This is a genomic window from Pseudoalteromonas phenolica (assembly GCF_005876835.1).
GTDB lineage: Bacteria > Pseudomonadota > Gammaproteobacteria > Enterobacterales > Alteromonadaceae > Pseudoalteromonas > Pseudoalteromonas phenolica_B.
In genome coordinates, this window is record NZ_PPSW01000003.1 from 61,172 (window position 1) to 81,377 (window position 20,206).

20 protein-coding genes are annotated in these 20,206 nt (G+C 38.4%); 5 read left to right on the forward strand and 15 right to left on the reverse strand.

Annotated features, from left to right (window positions below; genetic code table 11):
- Nucleotides 1-42 precede the first annotated feature (42 nt).
- Nucleotides 43-477: a hypothetical protein gene (locus C1E24_RS01560; RefSeq protein WP_138478100.1), complete on the forward strand. Its 435-nt coding sequence runs from the start codon at nt 43-45 to the stop codon at nt 475-477.
- 9 nt (nt 478-486) lie between these two features.
- On the opposite strand, the gene dinB is transcribed toward C1E24_RS01560, so the two are convergent.
- On the reverse strand, nt 487-1,527 hold the full coding sequence (gene dinB / locus C1E24_RS01565) for a DNA polymerase IV (protein WP_276609821.1): 1,041 nt from the start codon (nt 1,525-1,527) through the stop codon (nt 487-489).
- A 73-nt stretch (nt 1,528-1,600) separates the two neighbouring features.
- On the opposite strand from dinB, the gene C1E24_RS01570 reads away from it, so the two are divergent.
- Genes C1E24_RS01570 through C1E24_RS01585 form a run of 4 tightly spaced genes read left to right on the forward strand, consistent with a single transcriptional unit; the run spans nt 1,601 to nt 8,245 of the window.
- Nucleotides 1,601-2,809 carry a tyrosine-type recombinase/integrase gene (locus tag C1E24_RS01570; RefSeq protein WP_138478104.1) on the forward strand — a complete coding sequence of 403 codons (1,209 nt, stop codon included), beginning with the start codon at nt 1,601-1,603 and terminating at the stop codon, nt 2,807-2,809.
- Complete coding sequence (locus tag C1E24_RS01575; RefSeq protein WP_138478106.1) at nt 2,806-5,070, forward strand: hypothetical protein; 2,265 nt, start codon at nt 2,806-2,808, stop codon at nt 5,068-5,070. Before C1E24_RS01570 ends, C1E24_RS01575 begins: the two co-directional genes overlap by 4 nt.
- Nucleotides 5,070-7,772 carry a hypothetical protein gene (locus C1E24_RS01580; protein ID WP_138478108.1) on the forward strand — a complete coding sequence of 901 codons (2,703 nt, stop codon included), beginning with the start codon at nt 5,070-5,072 and terminating at the stop codon, nt 7,770-7,772. The genes C1E24_RS01575 and C1E24_RS01580 overlap by 1 nt, the downstream gene beginning before the upstream one ends.
- Nucleotides 7,766-8,245 (forward strand): hypothetical protein, encoded by a 480-nt coding sequence (locus C1E24_RS01585; RefSeq protein ID WP_138478110.1) that lies wholly within the window; start codon nt 7,766-7,768, stop codon nt 8,243-8,245. The genes C1E24_RS01580 and C1E24_RS01585 overlap by 7 nt, the downstream gene beginning before the upstream one ends.
- A gap of 312 nt (nt 8,246-8,557) precedes the next feature.
- Here the strand turns inward: C1E24_RS01585 and qatD are convergent, their stop codons facing one another.
- The 14 genes from qatD to C1E24_RS01655 all read right to left on the reverse strand — a co-directional run bounded on the left by qatD (nt 8,558) and on the right by C1E24_RS01655 (nt 20,146).
- The gene (qatD, locus tag C1E24_RS01590; RefSeq protein ID WP_138478112.1) at nt 8,558-9,286 is read right to left on the reverse strand and encodes a Qat anti-phage system TatD family nuclease QatD; all 729 of its coding nucleotides are present in this window, start codon (nt 9,284-9,286) and stop codon (nt 8,558-8,560) included.
- Nucleotides 9,283-10,617 (reverse strand): Qat anti-phage system QueC-like protein QatC, encoded by a 1,335-nt coding sequence (gene qatC, locus C1E24_RS01595; RefSeq protein WP_138478114.1) that lies wholly within the window; start codon nt 10,615-10,617, stop codon nt 9,283-9,285. Before qatC ends, qatD begins: the two co-directional genes overlap by 4 nt.
- Entirely contained in the window at nt 10,610-11,497 is an 888-nt protein-coding gene (locus C1E24_RS01600; protein WP_138478116.1) for a hypothetical protein, read from the reverse strand. The genes qatC and C1E24_RS01600 overlap by 8 nt, the downstream gene beginning before the upstream one ends.
- 1 nt (nt 11,498) lies before the next feature.
- Nucleotides 11,499-13,259, reverse strand: coding sequence for a KAP family P-loop NTPase fold protein (locus tag C1E24_RS01605; protein WP_138478118.1), 1,761 nt, complete (start codon nt 13,257-13,259; stop codon nt 11,499-11,501).
- 18 nt (nt 13,260-13,277) lie between these two features.
- A complete protein-coding gene (locus C1E24_RS01610; protein ID WP_138478120.1) occupies nt 13,278-13,847 on the reverse strand; it encodes a recombinase family protein in 570 nt (189 codons plus the stop codon).
- 137 nt (nt 13,848-13,984) lie between these two features.
- Nucleotides 13,985-14,293: a flagellar hook-basal body complex protein FliE gene (fliE, locus tag C1E24_RS01615; protein ID WP_157813456.1), complete on the reverse strand. Its 309-nt coding sequence runs from the start codon at nt 14,291-14,293 to the stop codon at nt 13,985-13,987.
- A gap of 526 nt (nt 14,294-14,819) precedes the next feature.
- Complete coding sequence (locus C1E24_RS01620) at nt 14,820-15,173, reverse strand: hypothetical protein (RefSeq protein WP_240721913.1); 354 nt, start codon at nt 15,171-15,173, stop codon at nt 14,820-14,822.
- A 44-nt stretch (nt 15,174-15,217) separates the two neighbouring features.
- On the reverse strand, nt 15,218-15,589 hold the full coding sequence (locus tag C1E24_RS01625) for a cation transporter (protein ID WP_138478122.1): 372 nt from the start codon (nt 15,587-15,589) through the stop codon (nt 15,218-15,220).
- A gap of 10 nt (nt 15,590-15,599) precedes the next feature.
- On the reverse strand, nt 15,600-16,022 hold the full coding sequence (locus tag C1E24_RS01630; protein ID WP_138478124.1) for a hypothetical protein: 423 nt from the start codon (nt 16,020-16,022) through the stop codon (nt 15,600-15,602).
- Nucleotides 16,006-16,671, reverse strand: a complete 666-nt coding sequence (locus tag C1E24_RS01635; RefSeq protein ID WP_138478126.1) for a methyltransferase family protein — start codon at nt 16,669-16,671, stop codon at nt 16,006-16,008. The genes C1E24_RS01630 and C1E24_RS01635 overlap by 17 nt, the downstream gene beginning before the upstream one ends.
- The gene (locus C1E24_RS01640; protein WP_138478128.1) at nt 16,664-16,999 is read right to left on the reverse strand and encodes a DUF2933 domain-containing protein; all 336 of its coding nucleotides are present in this window, start codon (nt 16,997-16,999) and stop codon (nt 16,664-16,666) included. Before C1E24_RS01640 ends, C1E24_RS01635 begins: the two co-directional genes overlap by 8 nt.
- A gap of 9 nt (nt 17,000-17,008) precedes the next feature.
- Nucleotides 17,009-17,362 (reverse strand): cupredoxin domain-containing protein, encoded by a 354-nt coding sequence (locus tag C1E24_RS01645; protein ID WP_138478130.1) that lies wholly within the window; start codon nt 17,360-17,362, stop codon nt 17,009-17,011.
- 25 nt (nt 17,363-17,387) lie between these two features.
- Entirely contained in the window at nt 17,388-19,631 is a 2,244-nt protein-coding gene (locus C1E24_RS01650; protein ID WP_138478132.1) for a heavy metal translocating P-type ATPase, read from the reverse strand.
- Between the two features lie 101 nt (nt 19,632-19,732).
- Nucleotides 19,733-20,146, reverse strand: coding sequence for a MerR family transcriptional regulator (locus C1E24_RS01655; RefSeq protein ID WP_138478134.1), 414 nt, complete (start codon nt 20,144-20,146; stop codon nt 19,733-19,735).
- Between the last annotated feature and the right edge of the window lie 60 nt (nt 20,147-20,206).

Below are 20,206 nucleotides of genomic sequence, written 5' to 3' on the forward strand. Positions count from 1 at the left end.
ACCTGTTTAAACTAACCAGAGCCAAATCACATTTAAACTAATATGAAATTTTACCTGGATGTTCACTTATTCGGCGCACTGGCCCTAACAAAAAATAAAGGGGACCCCAATAAAACAGAGTACAGAAAATGCTTTAACAGCGGCTATTCTCTCACTCTAGAAGACAATAATCTCACTCGCCTATTTTTAAATTTTGCTGACGGCTTTCATGCTTTTAAGCCATATACTAATGGCATTTTTTTCCGCGAACACACTTTTTATTTTGATGAAGACACAAGAGTGGAAGACATAGAAGCAATTTTCGGAAACGCAGTAGATGGCTTTAAAGATGCCATAGAGATCAGCCGCACATTTATTGTTAGCGGTCTAGAAATAGAGTTTAGTTGGTACCATGACAACGAGGGTACAGCCTTAACCTACATGATAATTCAACACGACAACGGTTTTTATCACGGTAGCTGCCCTGCTGCTAACTAGAACCTGCAGCTAACTAGAAAATAAGTGCATTTGGTTATGGCTTGTTTCTTTAGCCGATAACCCCACCTGAATGCCAATCAATCGAACGGCTTTGTGACCTTGATGCCGTTCAAGTAAATCCGTTAATAATTGGCAAAATAAAGCACTGTCTAACTTATCAAACTGGCATTCTTTACTAACTAGTTGAAAGTCGAAATATTTCACTTTGACTCCCAGTTTTATGATGTGTTGCTCGTCTAGATATTTACTGGCTCGAATTTTGAGCTCGGGTAATAATTGTTTGATAATACGCATTTTCAATACATCAATATCAGCAGTATCTTTTTCAAAAGTGGTTTCAACCCCCACTGACTTACGCACTCTGTCAGTTTCAACGCGGCGCTCATCAATCCCATGACAACGACGCCATAACATATCGCCTAGTTTGCCAAACTTTTGTTTTAATAATGTTTCATCGGCATTTTTGATATCGCGACCAAACTCAAAGCCATGGGCAAGCAATTTTTGCATTGTCACCTTACCTACACCGGGGATTTTTTTAAGTGGTAGATCTTCAATAAATGCATCCACTTTATCAGGGGTGATCACAAATTGGCCGTTTGGTTTATTTTCATCGCTGGCAATTTTCGCCAAAAACTTAATCGGCGCCACCCCAGCTGAGGCAGTTAAACCCGTTTCTTTAAAGATATCATCACGAATTTGTTGAGCAATTAAAGTTGCGCTGCCTTTGCATTGGATGCAGTCCGTCACATCAAGATAAGCTTCATCTAAAGACAAGGGTTCAATTAAATCGGTATAACGGGCAAAAATGGCTCTGATCTGCTGCGAGATTTCTTTATAGAGTGACATTCTCCCAGGCACGATGCGCAAATGCGGGCACAGCTTTTTAGCCTGATAATTCGACATAGCAGCACGTACACCATATTCACGAGCAATATAGTTCGATGTCGCCAAAACCCCACGGTTGCTATTGCCGCCAATCGCCATTGGCACTTTAGCCAACTCAGGATTGTCCCTCATCTCGACTGCTGCATAAAAGCAGTCCTTTATGCAACACTTATCTTAACTACCATTTTTGTACGTATAGTACTAAGATAATCAATATAAAAGTTAAGAGCAATAAATGAAAAAAGTTAAATATAAAAATATCACTATTGATGGAGAGCTATTCGAAGAGTTACATGTTTTTTATGATAACGAAGGTAATTTAGTTGTCTTACCTTTACTATTTTCAATAGATTTAGCCCGCACAGGAACAGTCTTCTCTTTCAAAAAAATATCAACCAGAAGTCGGTTTAAGAACTCTGAGTTTGAAGAAAAAACTATCCTAACTCGACATGACGTGTCTAGTAACACCGAAACTACTTACCTAGGTCACATACTAAAGTATCTAGAATATTGTGAATCAAATTCTTTACCTTATGACGAATTAGAACATTGCACGGAATTAGCAGACAATGAAGATATTAGCTTATTTCTCAATCATGAGTACCCTGATCAAATATCTACATACACAACATTAAAAGGTATGAAGTCAGCTATCACTGCCTACTACAACTTCCTTACTTATTTAGGAATAACAAATCAACGCTCAATTAGAATAAAAAAAGAAGTAAGAAAGAAACTGCTAAATAAAGAAGCTAATAACTTTCAAATCAAATACATTAATTCAAATTCTATAAATGAGCTATTGTTTGCTTCGAAAAGCAAAGCTGACAATCTAATCATCCAATGTGGTTATAGATTAGGTTTAAGAGCTAAAGAATGTGCAGGTTTGATGCTACATGGTAAAGGCGGGCTTAATGACCTTATCAAACAGTACCGACGAGAAGAAGATGATACCTCTCGTTACCCTGTTAGAACTGAGTATTTTGAATATCAATTGAGATCAAAATATACAAAAGGTGGCAAATCAAGGTTTTTGTACATTCCACGAAAAATGATGAGAGACATTGAACTATACAAAGAAACAGAGCGCGCAGACATTCTTGCTTTAAGCAAGTCCCCCGAACCAGACACTTTACTTTTGAATGCTTCGAATGGTCATTTAGGTAAGGCGATATCCACAAAGCATGCAAGTACTGTATTCAGACACTTAAAACAAATAATTTCAAGCTTAAAAGAGTATCACTCGTTCCATTGCTTACGTCATACATTTGCAACTTTACTATACGACAAGAAAATTAAGGAAGGTAATGGTAAAAATGACGCACTAAGAGAAGTTGCGAATGCTTTAGGGCATTCACTGGATCGACATGGTAATGCATACAAAAACTCAACTCGCTATATCATCATGCGAGATTATATGAACATTGTGGAGAAAGCATCATGATTGAGAATTTAGAAGAAAATCCACATATTTTCTCAGTGTCAGAGGTCGCTGCAAATGATGAAATAAATTATATTGATGTTATTAGAAAAGCGGGCAAAGAAGGTTTCAAGGCACTATTACCAAACAAACCAGAAATAGTAGATCCTCGTCCAAGACGAATTGCTATTTTTGACAATTTAGGAAACAAACACTTTCTTGGGCCTAACGAAAAGATTTTCAATTCATTTTCTGAAGCTATTTTTCTAGCAATCGCAGATGGGATGATATCTGATTACTTTGATGAGCTAGCAAAAACACGATCTCATGTCAGAAGTGTACGAGACTTTCTGATTTGGCTAAATACCTATGTAATTGACCCGCTTGCTCGATATGACGTTCTAAGTCAATACGAGGCATACTGTATAAATGAACGCAATCTCTTGCCTCAGTCTACCGGGCTAGACAAATTAATTTCCATAATTAAACATGGTTTAGGCTCATTGCATCTATCAGATGAGCAATACTATTACTTGAGAATGCTACTAAGCAACACAACTTTAAGTGAAGCAGAAGGCAGAATACAGGTCACTTTAAGCTCATGGTTTAGCTTACCTTGGATAAGACCAATTATGGGCGAACAATCTTACTTAAAATTAGAGAGCGCCAAGATTTTAATGGATAGCTTTAAAATAACCGTAGGTACTGTTCTTCAACTACTTTTATCTGCAAAACATGAGGTCAATTCTATCCTAACTTTTAAATCAATGAATGGATATTCATTGATTGACACTTCGAACCTTGATATTTCACAGGTAGAAACAATAGAAAAAGACAAACTGTTTAATGAAGTCACAACGCATTCGAGAAGAAAGTACTCAAGTAACCTATTTTGGCTGGTTCATAAGCACTATGAATTCTGTAAGCCGAAAGAGAAAGATGGATCTACAACTTATAGAATTCTTAAGTTAGACACATTCAATAAAGCGATGTTTTCAAAGCTTGAACAAAAGCTTTCAGCTTCACCATTAACTCAGCCACCATTACAGTATTCAGAAAATAATATTCAACAAAAACAGAATTTTAATTGTCCACTGCTTTTTAATCCAAACCATTTGCAGACTACCAATCCTTTAGAAGAACTTCTTGCTGCATGGATAATATCAACATTATGTATACAGCCTAGTGATGTCAGCAACGGAAAGATTGGGCAGTTTATTCGCGAGTATAATAACTCAGGAAGCCTGATTTCTATTTTCAGTCAATCGTACAAGCCCAGAAGTGATACTATACATAGTCACCCCATTTTAGATGGTCAATTAGTCGAATCTAAAGCATTAGAAAGTTATTTTACAAGTGTAGAAAAGTCGAGAGAGAACTTATTTTCTAATAATAATATTCCTTCTATTAGATATATAACACGAAATAATGAAGGTGATGCAAAACCTAGTTATGCCGCATTACTTACCCGTATTTTGGATGACAAAATTATAAACAAGCTAATTATCGATGAACATCAAAAAAGAAACATCGACCCAATATTCTTAAAGGCTTACCTTGCTCTTGATAAGTCAAAAGCTCCAGTTTTTGATTCTTTCTATTATAATCACAGAGATGAAATTGACGACTATAGAAAAGTATATAATCAGAAATATCATGACACCGTACCTGTTTCGCTTTTTAAACTCTCTCATATCAAGAATTCATCAGTTCATAGTCGGTATGATAAATACCGAGAAGGAGACCTCATAAACCAAAATGCCCATAATGCAAGAGTTGAAAAACTAAGCTACATAGGAGAAAACAACAAAGATGCCGTCAATCAAAGAGGTCGCGTATCGAGACTAGTAATGAATGACATATCTGAGAACCTTTATAAACCTAGCATCGACAAGGTATTGAAGAAGGCTCGTGATATGCAGCTACAAACATCGCTACGAAAAGCTTCTCAAGATGATACATATAAAATAAACACACTAGGTGTTGCTATTGATGCTGAGGTTGAAGATGACCGATTTGGAGAGCACATAGTTGTAGAAACTCAAGAATCTGCCCTTAATATGATCCACTATCTCAGCCAAGTGCAGAAGTTTGGTTCTTTACTCGCTAAGCGAAATCTACCTTTTTTTGAATCAGAAGTATTACCGAGGACATTATGGATAGAAGATACACTTCAACGTTTTTCGGATAAGTCTCTTCTTTCAGCAATGTATAAAAAGCACAAAGAGCTAGAAAGCAAGCTGCCCAACCTATTTGAAAATGAGTTACAAGGAGGAGTAGCTTAATGAAAGCACAATATCCAATGACTCATCATTCTCCAGCGATTGCAGGGTTAGATTATGAGGAATTACAAGCACAACTTTCTGCTCGATTAAATAGCTTTAATAATGAGTTCTTGAGCCTAGAGTGGAACTTTGAATCTGAGAGGCAAAAATTAACTTTTAACTTTTCATCTCTCTATCAGCTATTGAAAAGCTCCACTACTTTTAGATATCAAGCTGAGGAAGCCATCATTGCGATTAAGGTTTATTGGTTGGAAGCATCACAAGGCTTTACTAGCATAGAATCTTATAGAGCCTCGTTCAATGGACTTTGTCTGTTGGCACACTTCTTAGTCGAAAATAACACTAAGATTATTAATAAACAAAATCTTGTACACTATATTGAGTATTTATTGACCCACACTTATGACAAGGGGCGGATACTCAAAACGCTCAATTTCAAATCTTATGCTATTTACAGAGTTTACGCCTCACTAAATGACATTAAACAGTCTACTTTAGCTAGAAGTGATTTTTCGCTAGTTCACTCAAGTGTTAATGCTAAAGGTATTACCCACGCTGAGAAGCAAGTTATCGAAAATCTCTCTTCTGGTGAAATATCTTTGAAAGATTGGAAGGCAGGGAAGTCTTTCAACTATTTGAAATTAGACTATGGCAAGTATTACATAGAACACTGTGCTTCATTTTTCAATAAACATTATGCTTTGGCTAGAGCACTCTATGACACTTTTCAAGATTCAGGAGAGTTAGTGGAGGAAGCAGGCTGGCCTGTAAAACCGGATACAAAAGCCTATGTAAGTCTATGTTTATTAAATTTACCTCCTGAAGAAATAGCCCAAAAGCGAGGCACTAATCTCGAAAAAACTAAAGCTTTGAAATCGATGGTTGAAGCTCGTTTTCAAGCTTATTTTACCAAATATAATAACCTGATGAGTCGGTTGGATAGAGATAACAGAGTAAGTTTTTTTGCTCATCTTGATATAAAAGACTTAACTGAGAGCCAAGTTGATAAGTTACATTTCATTTGTGATCACCTCGTATACGAAGAGAATCACGAAAAAATAAAATATTGGATCGATGAGATGGATAATGACGATCTCAATTACGATAAGGTCATTTCCTCATATACGGAAACAATCAAATGTATAGGTTTGAATAAAAAGCCTCAGCTTCCCGTTAAAGATTTCTACATAGAAATAGGTCTAGATGAGCCTACAGGATCAAAGAACGGCTATATAATCCAATTTTATAGAAAAGTCTTAGCGGCAGGTTTCACTGATATAGCCTCTAACCTCGGCTGGAGAGAAAGCGAGTTTGGCTTTAACTTTAATGCAATAAAAGTTGAAGACAATCTAGACTTCATAGATCAAGAGCGCTTCCCTAACCGTTACATGGTTAACTGGGTAATACCAAAGACACACGGAGATAAACTGCTAAACCGTGAAATCACATATAGCGCTTTCTCAAAAATTAGATTAATGAGGGACTTTCTTAGTAGTGAGAATCACTTACCATGCCTTTACGCTGTTGAAAGCTCAAACAAAAAGCCTAGTGCTTCAGCCACTCCATTACAAAGAGCTGTTCAATCTATGTGGGTACATTTTGCAACTTACTATGAACCTTTCAATATAATTGAGCAAATAGAGATGTTGGAAGCTCTTAAGAAAAAAACTAAAGATGGTGAATGTTTATCTCATCACGATTTCAAAAAGCTCAAAGAGTTGGAGAAAAAGTATATCGATGAAAAGTGGGAACAGTTTGATCAAGATCCTATGCTGAAAAAAGCAAGAGCTAGAGTAAGAAAGGAGCTGCCAGTAGTCGCATTCCACTTAATGAGCAATGACTGTAAAGCAAAAAACAACTGGGTCATAAGGTATAGAGATCGCACACTTTCCTCTGAATTAATGTCAATTCTTGATGAAAACTTTAGTGAAGAAACTAAGTCATTCATCAGCCAAATTACCGATAAACCTGTTGCGACACTGACAAAGCAGCTTTCAAGTGAATTGGTTGCTGATTGTATCTACCCTACCCCACATGCCTTAAGGCACATGTGGGCAGAAGCTGTCTATAGAAGATTTGATGGTGATGTAGGCTGGATGATAAGAAGCCAATTTAAGCATATTAGTCCGTCTATGTGGTTGGCATATGTAGCTGATAAAGCTAATGGACCAATCAATGACAAAGCAAAGATCGATGTTATAAACTCAGTAGTAAAATCGTTCATAGAGAAAAAAGGTCAAGGTTATGCCGGAAAGTTATCTAGCTATTTAAGACGCGCATTTAAGAAAACCAAGGTTGTTAACTTGAAAAGCTTTGAAGCAGAGTTGAACCAATTTATTTCATCCGAGTTTGTATCTATTAAGGCTAGTCCGTGGGGATACTGCTTGCTTAAGAGACGAAATCAAGCAAGAGCTAAGTGCGCAGAAAATGGCATACCTAGAAGGGAAAAAGCTGCTCCTAAATATTGTTTGGGTTGTAGCAACAACCTGACCCAGCATACGAACATTGACTATATATACTTTGCAATTATGAAAGATGTAGCTTTGCTAAATGATAGTGAATCAATTCCAAAAGCATTTCTGAAGGAATCATTTGAGCTGGTTCACAATGCTTTTAAGCATATAAAAAGCCTCGATCCCAAGCACAAGATATTGGATACATTAACACTGATTATTGCTAAAAGGGCTTCTTTCGTATGCTAAATTACTTTGAAGAAAAAACAGACGAAAAACCTGACTGGGTCTCAGACCAGAATTGTTCTCATAAGATATATCAGGCTTTTTTAACTCTTAAAGAAGAAAAAAGGGAATATATTAGCAGGCATCGTTTAAAAGGAGATTTCAAAAAGAAAAAATCTTACACATTTTCTATGAGAGAGGCGTCTAAAAAAGCAGGGATTAAACATACTAATGTTACCAGCTTGAGGCGCTTTGATGATATAAAAGTGTTTTTCGAGGAACTTAATCTTCAACTGACTAAAGAAAAAGAAGAAAGGGTTAAAAAATTTCAAGGAAGATCTCGTGGTAAATATGAATCATCCAAGAGCGAGTTGATTGAAGAAATTGTTAAGGTTAAGGAAGAATATAGAGGCTTGGAAAAAAAGGATGCTGAAGCACAAATTAATGTATTGATATCAAAAATGAAACCTGATGTTAAGAGGTTGCTATTTAGCTAATATACTTTAACTAGTAAGCCTTTTAGGCACATGCAGTTTCAGCAATAGCGATATTTGTCGCCTCTCCTACCGACATTGAAAAATGTAACTTGTTACGTCAATATTTGAGCATCATATAGAAAGTCTTACTATATGATGCTCTTAATTAAGAGTGGCTACAACTAATACCAAACACACAATAAAGGCTTTAGGCATTTTGCGAAACACAATGAATACATTGATTTGGATATTTAGATGTATCTCTTGAGCCTTTACAATTATTATCTAATTCATTAAACATCCAATTATTAAGCCAAATTGATTACCCTTGAGTTAGCTACTAACTACATTTTTTAAATTATACTCCAACTGAGAAACAACTGATTCTTGCGCTACCCCCCATTGCTGAGATAAATACTCGACAACACTCATAACATCGGATGGGAACTGTATTCTCCCGGCAACTTTTGCAAATGGGCCGTCCGTTTCAAGTAGTATTTTGTCGTTAGGTATCCACGAAATGATTTTTTTAGCTCGGCTAGAGTGAATCATTGCTGGACCAACCGAAAAAAAACAACCAAGCTCTAAAGCTCTTGCTAGTTGTTTTTTTGAGCCTAAAAACCAGTGTAGGATAGGTTTTCCAGCGTCAGGATATTGAGTTAGGCAATCTAATGTTTCTTCAATCGCGTTAAGAGAATGAATCGTTAATACTTTACCCTTACGAGACTGGCATTTATTGAGAATATGTTTGAATATAAACAACTGATCTTCTATGTGCTCAGCATAACCTTTTGAACCATCTAGTCCAATTTCTCCAATATATCTAGTTCTATCAACTAGCTTATCGAATAATGCTAATTCATTTTTTCTTAGATGAGCAAGTTGAGGGTGCAGCCCCAAAGCCGTTTTACAGTGTTTAATACCACTTGTTAACTGGACAGTACCTTCAAAAGCTGAAGGCACCGTAGTTACTGATAGCACGTAATAATTACTGCTTTTTATGTCGTTCAATACCTCTTGATGATCTGGATATAAATCAACATGGCAATGAAGATCCATCATGATGATTTATCCGCTTGGAGAAATAATTCAACCTCTGCTAATCCTCGCTTGATCGTTGATTCTAATTTTTCTCGTATATGTTTATCTTGCGGTATCGGCCCCGACATTCGTAGCCAAGAACGATAATTATCTGTCTGCTTCAACCGAATAATGGCAGTTTGAACTGCTTGAAGATCATCACGAGTATCTTTTTCTTTGATAAGCCCTTTCAACCGCTTCGTCTTGTATGGTGCATCATGTGTAAAACCAGCATGAAAAACTGACGCTCTTCGAATAAGACAAGGTACACAATGCCCACACTGTTTATGTTCTCTGTGCCAATGACTGCATGAAACACTCAGAGGAACTGCTTTTCTAATTGCGTCTTGATCAACACATTCCGCTAACATTTCACCTTTAGTTTTGAATTGATAGGGGTTTACAAATTTGACATGAAACCCAGTGTCTCTAAGCAAAGACTCAAGCCTGCTTAGAAAATTAGGATGAGTTGTTCTAGTACTATGGCTACCAATCCGTCTTCTGGTTAGCGGTGGATTTATTGAGATATAGCCATTCTCAGGGACGACAATAGTTTCAATACTGCTATCGCAATTAGCATTTCTTAAGGCAGATACACCAAGTACCGCCATAGCTAGGAAGTTGAAGCTTCTTCCCCTCATGCTAATGTCAGTTTTACCTTCTAAATGCTTAATAATATGGGGAGACATTGAATAGGACAATTCGCCGAATGGCGGGGATAATAATTGCTTAATATCTTCCTGTTTCGCACCATCACCACGATAGGCATGACTAACCAAAAGTGGTTTTAAGTCTGACTCTCCATTTAAAATGTCAATTGCACCAACTGCGCTATCAAGGCCACCAGAAAAAAGGCAGACTGAGTTGAGTCCAATTAATGATTTTGCTTTTGCTTTCGCTTGCTCACTTGTTTTAGGAGCTGGCATTGCCATAGTTGTTTTTTCAAAAGTAAACTGCCATTGATCGCCTGTAAGAAAGTTGAGCAAAGAACTTAGTTCAGGCTCTACAAAATTCCACATATATTCATCGGTAACAGGAACATGCAAATGCATTTTCCTAGCCCATGCATTTTCTGCATTATCCCTCAATTCAAACGTATCAGCGGCGGTAACGGCAGTTGCAATTGTTATCAGATCTACTGCATCAGCATCTACATTCAATCCTAAGTCACGAACTGTTTGTAGTAATTGTTTTGACACTAAGCTGTGCTTAGTGATGTCATTTTGATGCGTATGGAACATCTGGACAGGATGACAATCATCAGAAAAATCAGGCAAGTTAGCTGGGTCATGATTAAAATAAAAATTAGTCATCAAAGCTCTCCCACTCATCAACTGTCATGGCAATAGCATCGGCTTGAATTTTAGTAATATTTTCCTTACTGATAGTACTGGGGTTGCCATTAGTTACTTTATCTAACTGTTCTTGTGTGATCACTTTTATTAATTCCCTTAATTCAACTTCCATTTGATGATGCTTGCTTGCTGGCTCAACATGAAACCAAGCTCTGCCCATGCCTTCTACGACATCTTGAAATATGAGATCAGTTAAATAACAGCCAATTGCTTCTTGGATAACTTCGTCGGTAAAACTGTTAGGATCAAATTCTTCAGTATCGGGTAGTGCTTCTTCCAACGCGTAGTCTAACGCCACTCTAACAGCATCCGAATCGGCATTATCAGGCGCTAAATGGCTAGCAATTTTGTCAATTGCTTGGTCAGTCGATAGCCCAGTTAGATCACCTAAAGATAAGCTTTGATTATTAACCGTTACGGTGTCGCCACGCATGACACCAAGCAATCCAGAACCCGCAGTTATGCCGCTTGCTAGTCTCCGGCTTGTGCTTTTACCTCCGCCAGAGCCTTTTCTAGAGTAATTTTTTAATGAACGCCTTAGATCTGAGGTTGAGCCACCTGTTTGTGCATATTTACCAAATGCTCTTCTGGCACTGGCAAACCTATTTGGAGGCAGTGTTGCTGTGGGTGAACCACCGATTTCTTGTTGAACCTTGTCATTGTCAATATCATTGCTATTGTCATTCTGATCATCAGCTTGATTATTATCAGAGCCAGTTTGATCATCCCCATCAGTACCTGATGCAGGTTCTATTGTGACGGGATCTCCTTGCTCTGCCCAAGATGGAATTAGCGGACTCTTATTATTCGGTCCTGTTGACGATGCGGACGTACCCATATTACTTAGTTCCCTCTAATTCTTTTAAAATTGGATTAAGCCATCTTTGACGGGGCAAGCTTTTTAAAAATGTAAGAAGACTTAAGCAACATTTTTCATCCTGCTTGGCAAGTAGTACCGCTCCATAAATGCCTGTTGGTCTTTCGGTCCAATCACCAATCAACTTAAAGTTTTCAATCAAACCATCCATGACTGACATATATTCTTCCTTCGGTGTTGTGGTAATAGCTGTAGAGTTAACGCCACTGACCCTAACCTTTTGCTTCATTAATTCTTCTACAAGTTTTTGAGCGGCTCCAGACATTACCGCATTTACAGCGCCCATTGGAATGCTTTCTCGACTCAGATATGCCGCTGGAGTCAAATCCATCTCAGTAAACATTGGAGGTAATTTTGACCATTTATCAATAAAAGCTAGGTCTAGCTTCCACTCTTCAGGTAACTTAATTTCGTCAAATTCAACTTCTGAATTTTCGAGATCCGCCAATACTTTTGGGAATCCCTTTTCCTTATCAATTAATTCATAAAGCTTATTGGTAGCCTGAGTGCCTAAGCACCTCTCAAAAATGACCAGCTTAGTGATAGTTTTTTCATCAAGCTGCATTCCTCGACGGTGAGCGGTTTTCTTTCTCATCTTCACTTGATTGAGTAATCGCTTAACAATGCGAGGGTTGCCGTTAATGTTTGTGGATTCAGCTAATAGTGGAGCTAACTGTTCTGCAACTACAAATTTACTTCTGAGTTCTGAATGCTTTTCAATCGCTTGATCTTGAAGTAGCTCGTCAACGGTAATTTGTGGTTGTTTCCACGACAGCCTTAGTGATTCTTCAAGGGCGCATCTTATCGTTTCTAACTGAGTATCGGTAACGCCGTGATCTTGGGCGGTGAGCATCATTAAATATGCCCTTATTTCAAGAACGCCGGGTCTTGGTACATGCACAGGAATTTGAATAAGCTTGTCTAAATAATCAGTTTGATGTCGTTGAGATGCACCTTTGTGATATTCAGGTACTGCCAAGCGGATCATGTCTTCATCGGCAGCAATAACAAATGCGGTATTTGGTAAAAATAGAAATAGTCTGATAGCCTCAAGGGTTGAAATGGCATTAAATGGAGAACAGCGATCTAAATTATCGACATAGACAATAAGAGGCTTATCAAACTCCTTTAACAGATCTGAATATGCTTTTCGGAATTCTTTAATTTCTTTTGGTGGTGAGAATGATTTCTTATCTTTGATTAGACCTTTGTTTTTCTTAGCGACATCTTTAGCACCATCTACAGCATCTTTAATATCACCAACATCAAGTTCACCATCTTCGCCACCACTGAATAGCCCCATGATCTTCTGTATACCACCCATAGTTGGTATACCCGCTAATGCTGCACCACCATCCATTAGCAGCCCCATCAGTCTGATCTTATCTATTCGTCCAGCAAACTCTTTTGCTTTTGCACTTAGGTTTTTATCGTCTGCTGCTTTTTTAACTAAAGTAGATGCGATTGTTTCTAATAGTGCTGCTTTAGCATCATCGTATCCTTGGAATGTCCATGCATCAAAATGTACTTGGATATATTCTTGTTCATCAGTTTCCAAAGATGCTTTGGTAAGTTCAAGAATGGTAGATTTTCCTGCGCCCCAATCCCCAAAGACACCAATGCTAATAGGCATTAATTCCTTTTCAGTTATAAGATCTTTAATCGACTCAGCCGTTTCATTAAAATTTAAGAAATCAATTTTTGATTCTTTATCAGACCACATAACATCTCCTTTTATTTATTATTTCTTTTGTTCCACTCTTTCTAAAGTACGGTGAACTGTAGGGCGGCTAACAGAATATTTTTTTGCTAATGCTGAGATCGATTCACCGTTTAATTTATCTTTATATAATTCTTTCGCTTGTTTGTCTGACAATGCAGGCAACCTGCCCATGTGTTTGCCTTTAGCTTTTGCTTCTTCACGGCCTTCTGCGGTTCTGGCTTTTATAAGATCCCGCTCAAGTTGAGCGAATACCCCACATAGGTTGATCATGGCGGTGGCAAATGGATTGTCATTTTTAGTATTGAGAGAACCGTCGATGATATTTAAACACGCTCCTTTTTTATGGATACTTTCAATAGCTTCGAGAATAGTCTTTAATGATCGGCCAAGCCGATCAAGGCGAGTAACAATTACTTCATCGCCTTCTCGTATAAAATCTATGAGATCTTTTAACTTCTCATCATTTTTAATCGAAGCACCACTTTGCTTCCCTTGAAATACTTTCTCACAACCATAACGGTCCAACTTGGACAGTTGAACTTGTAAATCTTGTTCTTGAGTCGAAACTCGTGCAAAACCAACTTTCATATGTACGAAACCTATACCTTTCGTACACCATAACAATTACATGAACGAAAGTCCATTTGATAATTTCGTACATGAACGAAATAAAACGATGACTTTCTATCATAAATTCTAGTTGTTTACTCTAACATACTAAAAGTTTATAGAGCCATATTCATAATTTCTTTGTACCCTTCTATTGCTTTATTTCTAACTTGTATAGTGGCTTCAGTAGCAACTCCTGCTTTTGATCTTGCAATCATAACCTCTGCTAAACTAATGTCTGTTGTCCCTAACTCGAATTCTTTTGTCGCTTTACCTGCTTTTTGATGCAATTCATTTACATTGTCAATCGCCTTAATAAGTAGATTAGAGAACTCATTATTATTAGTTTTTTGTTCCTCTAAGCTTGATTTATAAACAGATGAGTTTTGGAGCTGGCTAATTAAAGTGTTTTCAATATGAAGCATAAACATACTCTTCGTCAATTAATTGTCTCTCACTAATGCTGCAAATTGAGTGCCAAACAAAATTAATTTCACCTTACAATTCAACAACTAAGGTGTGATTAAGACACACCTTAGACTTCATATTTAAAACTGAAAAAAGTTTTTCATTCTTGCTTAGCGTCATTCAATTAATGATTGATCAAACGGGTTCGCTGTTGTGAATTAAATTATTTCCACCAATCTAAATGTGACTACTATTTCGAATTCAGGTTATTGTAAACCTTTGCTATAACCCCTCCCGTTACACCTGCAAATAACACCCAAAAGAATCCACCAATAAATACTCCTATAAAGGACAACTGTCAGCCCAGAATTTTCCAGTCAATATGCAACGTGTCGCCCGTCATACTAGGCATCATATCAGGCAGCACCATTACCATTATTGAACAAACCAAACAATGCCAAAGGCGGCTGCACAAGCCAACGCTAAAGCTTTTTCGTTAAGTTTCATCATCACTCTCCTGTGGTGGCTTTCGCCACCACTTTATTACTTTTCAAGCTCTACCATATCTTTCGCAGCAATGTCACCTGATAGTAATTTCACCGTCGCGAAGTGATCATTTACGATCTTAGTAATTTGTACCGTTCCTACTTTTTCAATAGTGTACGGATCATCACCTTCACTGGGCGCAATAACATTATGAAATCGAATAACATTGTATTTTTGTCCAACCTCTGCGCCATGTTTAGCACCAATACAAATCAGAGTTCTATCCGTAGATTGCTCAACGACTTGGCCCCTCATCATATTTTTATGATAAAACGCAGTATTGGAACAACCCGCTAAAAAGATACCGAACACAAATAACAGAAGGATTTTAATATTTGATGTTTTCATCATTTTTTCCTCATCTAACTTATTAACTGAGCAAGCTCTTTGGAAGCTTACTTATTTTTCCGACTTGCACCCGGAGGAACTTTGTGACAACTCCACGGTTTATGAGCAGCGTTGTCTTTAACATTCTGATCAACAAATTTGTAGTAGCTTTCTTTGGTATGTGTCCACCAATCATCATGAACATCGGCACCATGCTTGCGAATAACTTCTTCAATACCATCAAGGTCAATATTGGTAGCGTCATAAGCAAGGTGAATCTCACCTTCCTTGATGTTGTAACTCACTTCATCAATACCAAATATTTCATCAATTTCAGCTATTAATTGATCACAATTCTCATCTGTAACATTGCTTAGCTTTAAGTTTCGAACAACTAAGTTTTGCTCTCTAACGCCTACTCTATGATCTAAATCACTCATAATTTATCTCCTAATGTTTGTGTGAATGTTGTTGATTGCTATCTTTCATTTCTGCCATTTTGTGTTTGATTTGTGGCATCATGTTTTCCATCATTTCCAGATGATGTTCAGCCATCTTGATTTGCTTATGCATTGGCATTGCTTCCATGTTTTTGTGCATGAATTGCATCATCTTCATCATTGAGTGGTGATGTTCAGCCATCATCTGCTTTTGCTTTTCAGGATCTTTTTCAGCTTTGATGGCATGGACTTCCTTTTTCATTTCCATCATTTTTGTATGCATTTTGCCCATATCTTCATGCGACATTGCCATGCCTTGATGCATATCCGATTTTTCCGCACCTTCATGTTTGTGCTCATTGTTTTGAGCAAATAAACTTGTGGCCGCCAATAGTGAACTGACAAATAAAATTGATTTACCTAACTTTTTCATGATTTTTACCTTCTATGTTCTTATTAAAATTTGGAATCCAACTTGGTGTCGATTCCATATACCTGTGGTACTCAGAGCCAAACTCAGCAATCGCTTGTGCCTCCTCACGTTTCGCAAGTTTGACGTAAACAACGACTAAGATTGGAAACATCGCAAGTGTTGGAATGGTCGGCCACTGTAATAGAAAGCCGAACATGATTAGAATGAAAGCTACATATTGTGGGTGGCGACACCTTGCATACCACCCGGTAGTAGCCAAATGGTGGTGTTTTTGCGCGTGATGCAATACGTTCCATGCTGATGACAACATAAAGAAACCTGCAACAATGAACGCCATACTCGCTATATGAAATGGGTCCCAATGGGCATCACCTTCGAAACCAAAGAAAGTGTGTAATAAGTGCCCACTTTCATGCGCAAAGAAATTTACTTCTGGATAGGTCTCCGTCAGCCACCCCGACAGAAAATAGATAGTTAAAGGAAAGCCATACATTTCAGTAAATAGGGCAACAATAAAGGCAGAGAACGCGCCTAGACTTCGCCAATCAGTTGATGTTTTTGGTTTGACAAAACTAAAGGCAAAAAAAATAAAAATTGCAGAGTTCAGTATCACCATTGACCACAAGCCATAATCATATGTCTCATTCATCACTGTTCTCCTTTTTATGTGATTCCTTTCGTCCTTCCTCTAACCCTTGTATGTAGCCATCGCGATAGGCTGCATTTTTATCCGTGAGTTCTTGAAAGCTCTCTTCCTTTTTTTCATCAGGCGCATGTGAATGATCGTGACCATGTTTACCATGACTGCCATGCATAAATACGTGCATCAAGGGGCATAGCAATAAAATCAAATAGGGAAGAAATTGCAGAACATGGTGACCATGCTCAAAGATTAAAAAATAGGTAGCTGCGGCAATAAGCGCTAATGCAGTCCAACCTGTGGGTGTTGACCAAAATTTAGGGTGCTCATTTTTCATATTTCCCTCCTAAATAACCTTTAATACACCGCGATACATTTGCATCTGACAATGAAACTCATGCTCTCCCGGTGATAAGTTCGATAAGGTAATTTGAGTAATTTCATTTAATTTAAGCTGCTCGCTTATCTCCAATGATGGAATAAGCATGGTTTCAGCGCAGGGTGATTGATCTTTGCGTATAAACTTCAGAGTGACAGGTTGACTAGCAGACACTTGAATTGAGGATGGGGAATACACACCATCCCTCACTTCAATGAGTACTTCATTACCTTGAACGATTGTTTTATTGGGTTTATATAGCCAAAACCACCAAATGATCAGTACGATTAACATTAAGCCTAATAAGTTAATTATCATCATCGTGTTTCTCCTTAATGCTTACTTTCTATGAGTTTTGGGCTTTAAAAAAACGAAGTCGATTTGCATTTGACACTACAGTCAGTGACGAAAACGCCATTGCAGCACCTGCAATTACAGGGCTAAGCAGAATGCCAAAGAAGGGATATAGAATCCCCGCAGCAAAAGGAATCCCGGCTACGTTATAGACAAACGCGCCAAACAAGTTTTGTTTGATATTTCGTAAAGTGGCTTTGCTTACCGCTATGGCATCAGCAAGGCCATGAAGTGAGCCACGCATGAGGGTAATGTCAGCACTTTCGATAGCTACATCAGTCCCTGTGCCTATGGCGAAGCCAACATCAGCTAACGCTAGAGCAGGAGCATCGTTGATGCCATCACCTGTCATACCAACAGTTTCGCCGCTGCCTTGTAGCTCTTTAACTTTGTTAGCTTTGTCTTCTGGCAGCACCTCAGCAAGAAATTCGCTAATACCCGCTTTTTTGGCAACAGCGGCGGCGGTTTCCTTGTTATCACCTGTTAACATGATGACGCGTATACCATTAGCCTGAAGCCGTTTGATAGCAGAGATTGAGTCTGACTTAATGGGATCTGCGACAGCAATGATTGCGGCAAGTTCACCATCTACAGCAAAGTACATAGGTGTTTTGGCTTCTTTGGCTAAAGACTGGGCTTTTCCAACAAAGCCTGTGAGGTCTATGCCTTTTAACTTCATTAGTTTATCGTTACCAAAAAGCAGGACTTTATTGTTACAGTTTGCTTCTACACCAAAACCCGTAATGGCATTAAACGATTCAATTTTTAGTAACTCAATATCCTTATCTAACGCACTTTCAACAATCGCTTGCGCTAAAGGGTGCTCTGAGCCGCTTTCTAAACTTGCTGCAAGCTGTAGTACGTCTTTTTCGTCAGTAGCTTTTGCTAAAACAATATCGGTTACCTTAGGTGCCCCTTCAGTAATAGTGCCCGTTTTATCTAAAATCATGGCTGTGATTTTAGAGGCGGTTTGTAACGCTTCTCCATTTCGTATAAGCACTCCGGCTTCTGCTGCTTTTCCTACTCCGACCATGACAGACATGGGTGTTGCCAAGCCTAAAGCACACGGGCAGGCAATAATAAGCACAGTAGTTGCTGATACGATAGCAAAAGCAATTGCTGGCTCAGGGCCAAAGTTAAGCCATGCTAACGCACTTAACACCGAGATGATCATGACTACAGGAACGAAATAGGCGGAAATAACATCGGCCAAGCGGCCAATCGGCGGTTTTGAATTTTGCGCTCGTTTCACCATATTGATGATCTGTGCAAGCGCCGTGTCTTTACCAACGCGTGTCGCTCTAAATAAAATCATGCCTGATTTGTTCAAAGTACCAGCGACAACCTCATCTTCTTCGGCTTTTTCAACAGGCATAGGTTCGCCTGTCAGCATGGACTCATCAATAGAGGTGTGTCCTTCCAATACAACGCCATCTACGGGAATTTTTTCACCCGGCTTTACTTTCACAACATCATGAAGCAAAACCTGTTCGATACCTATCTGAACCTCTTTATTATCACGAACTACAGTTGCCGTTTTGGCCTGCAAGCCGATAAGACGTTTAATGGCCTCAGAGGTTTTACCTCTGGCTTTTATTTCTAATGCTAGACCTAAATCAATTAAGCCAATGATCATGGCGGTAGCTTCAAAATAGACATGTCGTGCCATCAATGGAACGGCGTCAGGTGCAAACACGACAACCATCGAATACACCCAAGCTGTACCTGTTCCTAAAGCTATTAGAGTGTCCATATTAGCGGAGTGGTTTTTAAAGCTTTTCCAAGCGCCAATATAAAAATGCTTACCTGAAAAATACATAACACCAAAAGTTAAAATGCCTACAACCAGCCAAGACATGCGTTCAAGGTTTGTTTCAACCGTCATTTCTCCAACCACAATGCTGTAGATCATCAAAGGAACGCCGAGTGAAAGAGCAATAAACGTATCGCGCATTAGCTTTTTGTAATATGCCCAGTCCGCCGCCTCTTTCTCGTCAAGCGCATCTGTTGCTGAGCTATCATCAATTGGCTTCGCGTTATACCCCACTGACTCAACAGCTTTGATCAATTCTTCTGTTTTAGCTGTCCCAGAAACTGTTACAGTCCTATCAGCAAAATTCATTTCCGCACTGACGACTCCAAGCGTTGCCTTTAACGCCCCTTCAATTTTGCCTACACAGCTAGCACACCCAGCTCCTTCTATGATGAGCTGTTGGTTATGTGATACTTTCTCCAACGTATTCTCCTTACTTTTACATGAAGAAGATTGAGCTTTTGCCTGACAGCAACAGCCTGATTCAGTTTTTATATTTGTTTTAGTAGCCACCATTTTTCCTCCTATGCCGTTTTAATTTGCTCAAAGTTTTCGATGAGATGACAAACCATGTTTGCAGTCGGTGCTTTGTCTTCCATTTCTTCCCATTGAGAAAGAGCCAAAGACATTTTTCCTCGAAGTGCCAACATTGCTTGAAACTGTTTTTCTGTTTCTTCAAGCCGCTCTTTGATCAGACTTCTGACTAATGGGCACGCACTTTTACCATCTTCAGATTCATTAAGAATTTGCTTGATATCAGCAACGGAAAAACCAAGGTTTCTGGCACTTAAAATGAACTTAAGTCTCGATACCTCTTTATTCGAGTAAGACTTATAGCCGTTCACTGACTTAGCAGGTTTTAACAGTCCCAATCGCGTGTAATAGCGCACCGTATCAGCAGTCGTTCCAAGACTTTTTGCCAGCTCTGTTACTTTCATATTTACTCCTTAGTTTTTCGCCTAAGTTTGCACTTTCACCTACAGCTTAGACCTGTGTCT

Excerpts from the sequence above, each read along its gene's own strand:
- C1E24_RS01585 (WP_138478110.1), top strand. The coding sequence starts at position 7,766 with ATGCTAAATTACTTTGAAGAAAAAACAGACGAAAAACCTGACTGGGTC.
- C1E24_RS01625 (WP_138478122.1), bottom strand. The coding sequence starts at position 15,589 with ATGAGTGATTTAGATCATAGAGTAGGCGTTAGAGAGCAAAACTTAGTT.
- fliE (WP_157813456.1), bottom strand. The coding sequence starts at position 14,293 with ATGCTTCATATTGAAAACACTTTAATTAGCCAGCTCCAAAACTCATCT.
- C1E24_RS01570 (WP_138478104.1), top strand. The coding sequence starts at position 1,601 with ATGAAAAAAGTTAAATATAAAAATATCACTATTGATGGAGAGCTATTC.
- C1E24_RS01640 (WP_138478128.1), bottom strand. The coding sequence starts at position 16,999 with ATGAAAAATGAGCACCCTAAATTTTGGTCAACACCCACAGGTTGGACT.
- C1E24_RS01655 (WP_138478134.1), bottom strand. The coding sequence starts at position 20,146 with ATGAAAGTAACAGAGCTGGCAAAAAGTCTTGGAACGACTGCTGATACG.
- C1E24_RS01580 (WP_138478108.1), top strand. The coding sequence starts at position 5,070 with ATGAAAGCACAATATCCAATGACTCATCATTCTCCAGCGATTGCAGGG.
- C1E24_RS01575 (WP_138478106.1), top strand. The coding sequence starts at position 2,806 with ATGATTGAGAATTTAGAAGAAAATCCACATATTTTCTCAGTGTCAGAG.
- C1E24_RS01605 (WP_138478118.1), bottom strand. The coding sequence starts at position 13,259 with ATGTGGTCTGATAAAGAATCAAAAATTGATTTCTTAAATTTTAATGAA.
- C1E24_RS01635 (WP_138478126.1), bottom strand. The coding sequence starts at position 16,671 with ATGAATGAGACATATGATTATGGCTTGTGGTCAATGGTGATACTGAAC.
- C1E24_RS01610 (WP_138478120.1), bottom strand. The coding sequence starts at position 13,847 with ATGAAAGTTGGTTTTGCACGAGTTTCGACTCAAGAACAAGATTTACAA.
- C1E24_RS01560 (WP_138478100.1), top strand. The coding sequence starts at position 43 with ATGAAATTTTACCTGGATGTTCACTTATTCGGCGCACTGGCCCTAACA.
- C1E24_RS01620 (WP_240721913.1), bottom strand. The coding sequence starts at position 15,173 with ATGATGAAAACATCAAATATTAAAATCCTTCTGTTATTTGTGTTCGGT.
- C1E24_RS01645 (WP_138478130.1), bottom strand. The coding sequence starts at position 17,362 with ATGATGATAATTAACTTATTAGGCTTAATGTTAATCGTACTGATCATT.
- qatD (WP_138478112.1), bottom strand. The coding sequence starts at position 9,286 with ATGATGGATCTTCATTGCCATGTTGATTTATATCCAGATCATCAAGAG.
- C1E24_RS01600 (WP_138478116.1), bottom strand. The coding sequence starts at position 11,497 with ATGGGTACGTCCGCATCGTCAACAGGACCGAATAATAAGAGTCCGCTA.
- C1E24_RS01630 (WP_138478124.1), bottom strand. The coding sequence starts at position 16,022 with ATGAAAAAGTTAGGTAAATCAATTTTATTTGTCAGTTCACTATTGGCG.
- qatC (WP_138478114.1), bottom strand. The coding sequence starts at position 10,617 with ATGACTAATTTTTATTTTAATCATGACCCAGCTAACTTGCCTGATTTT.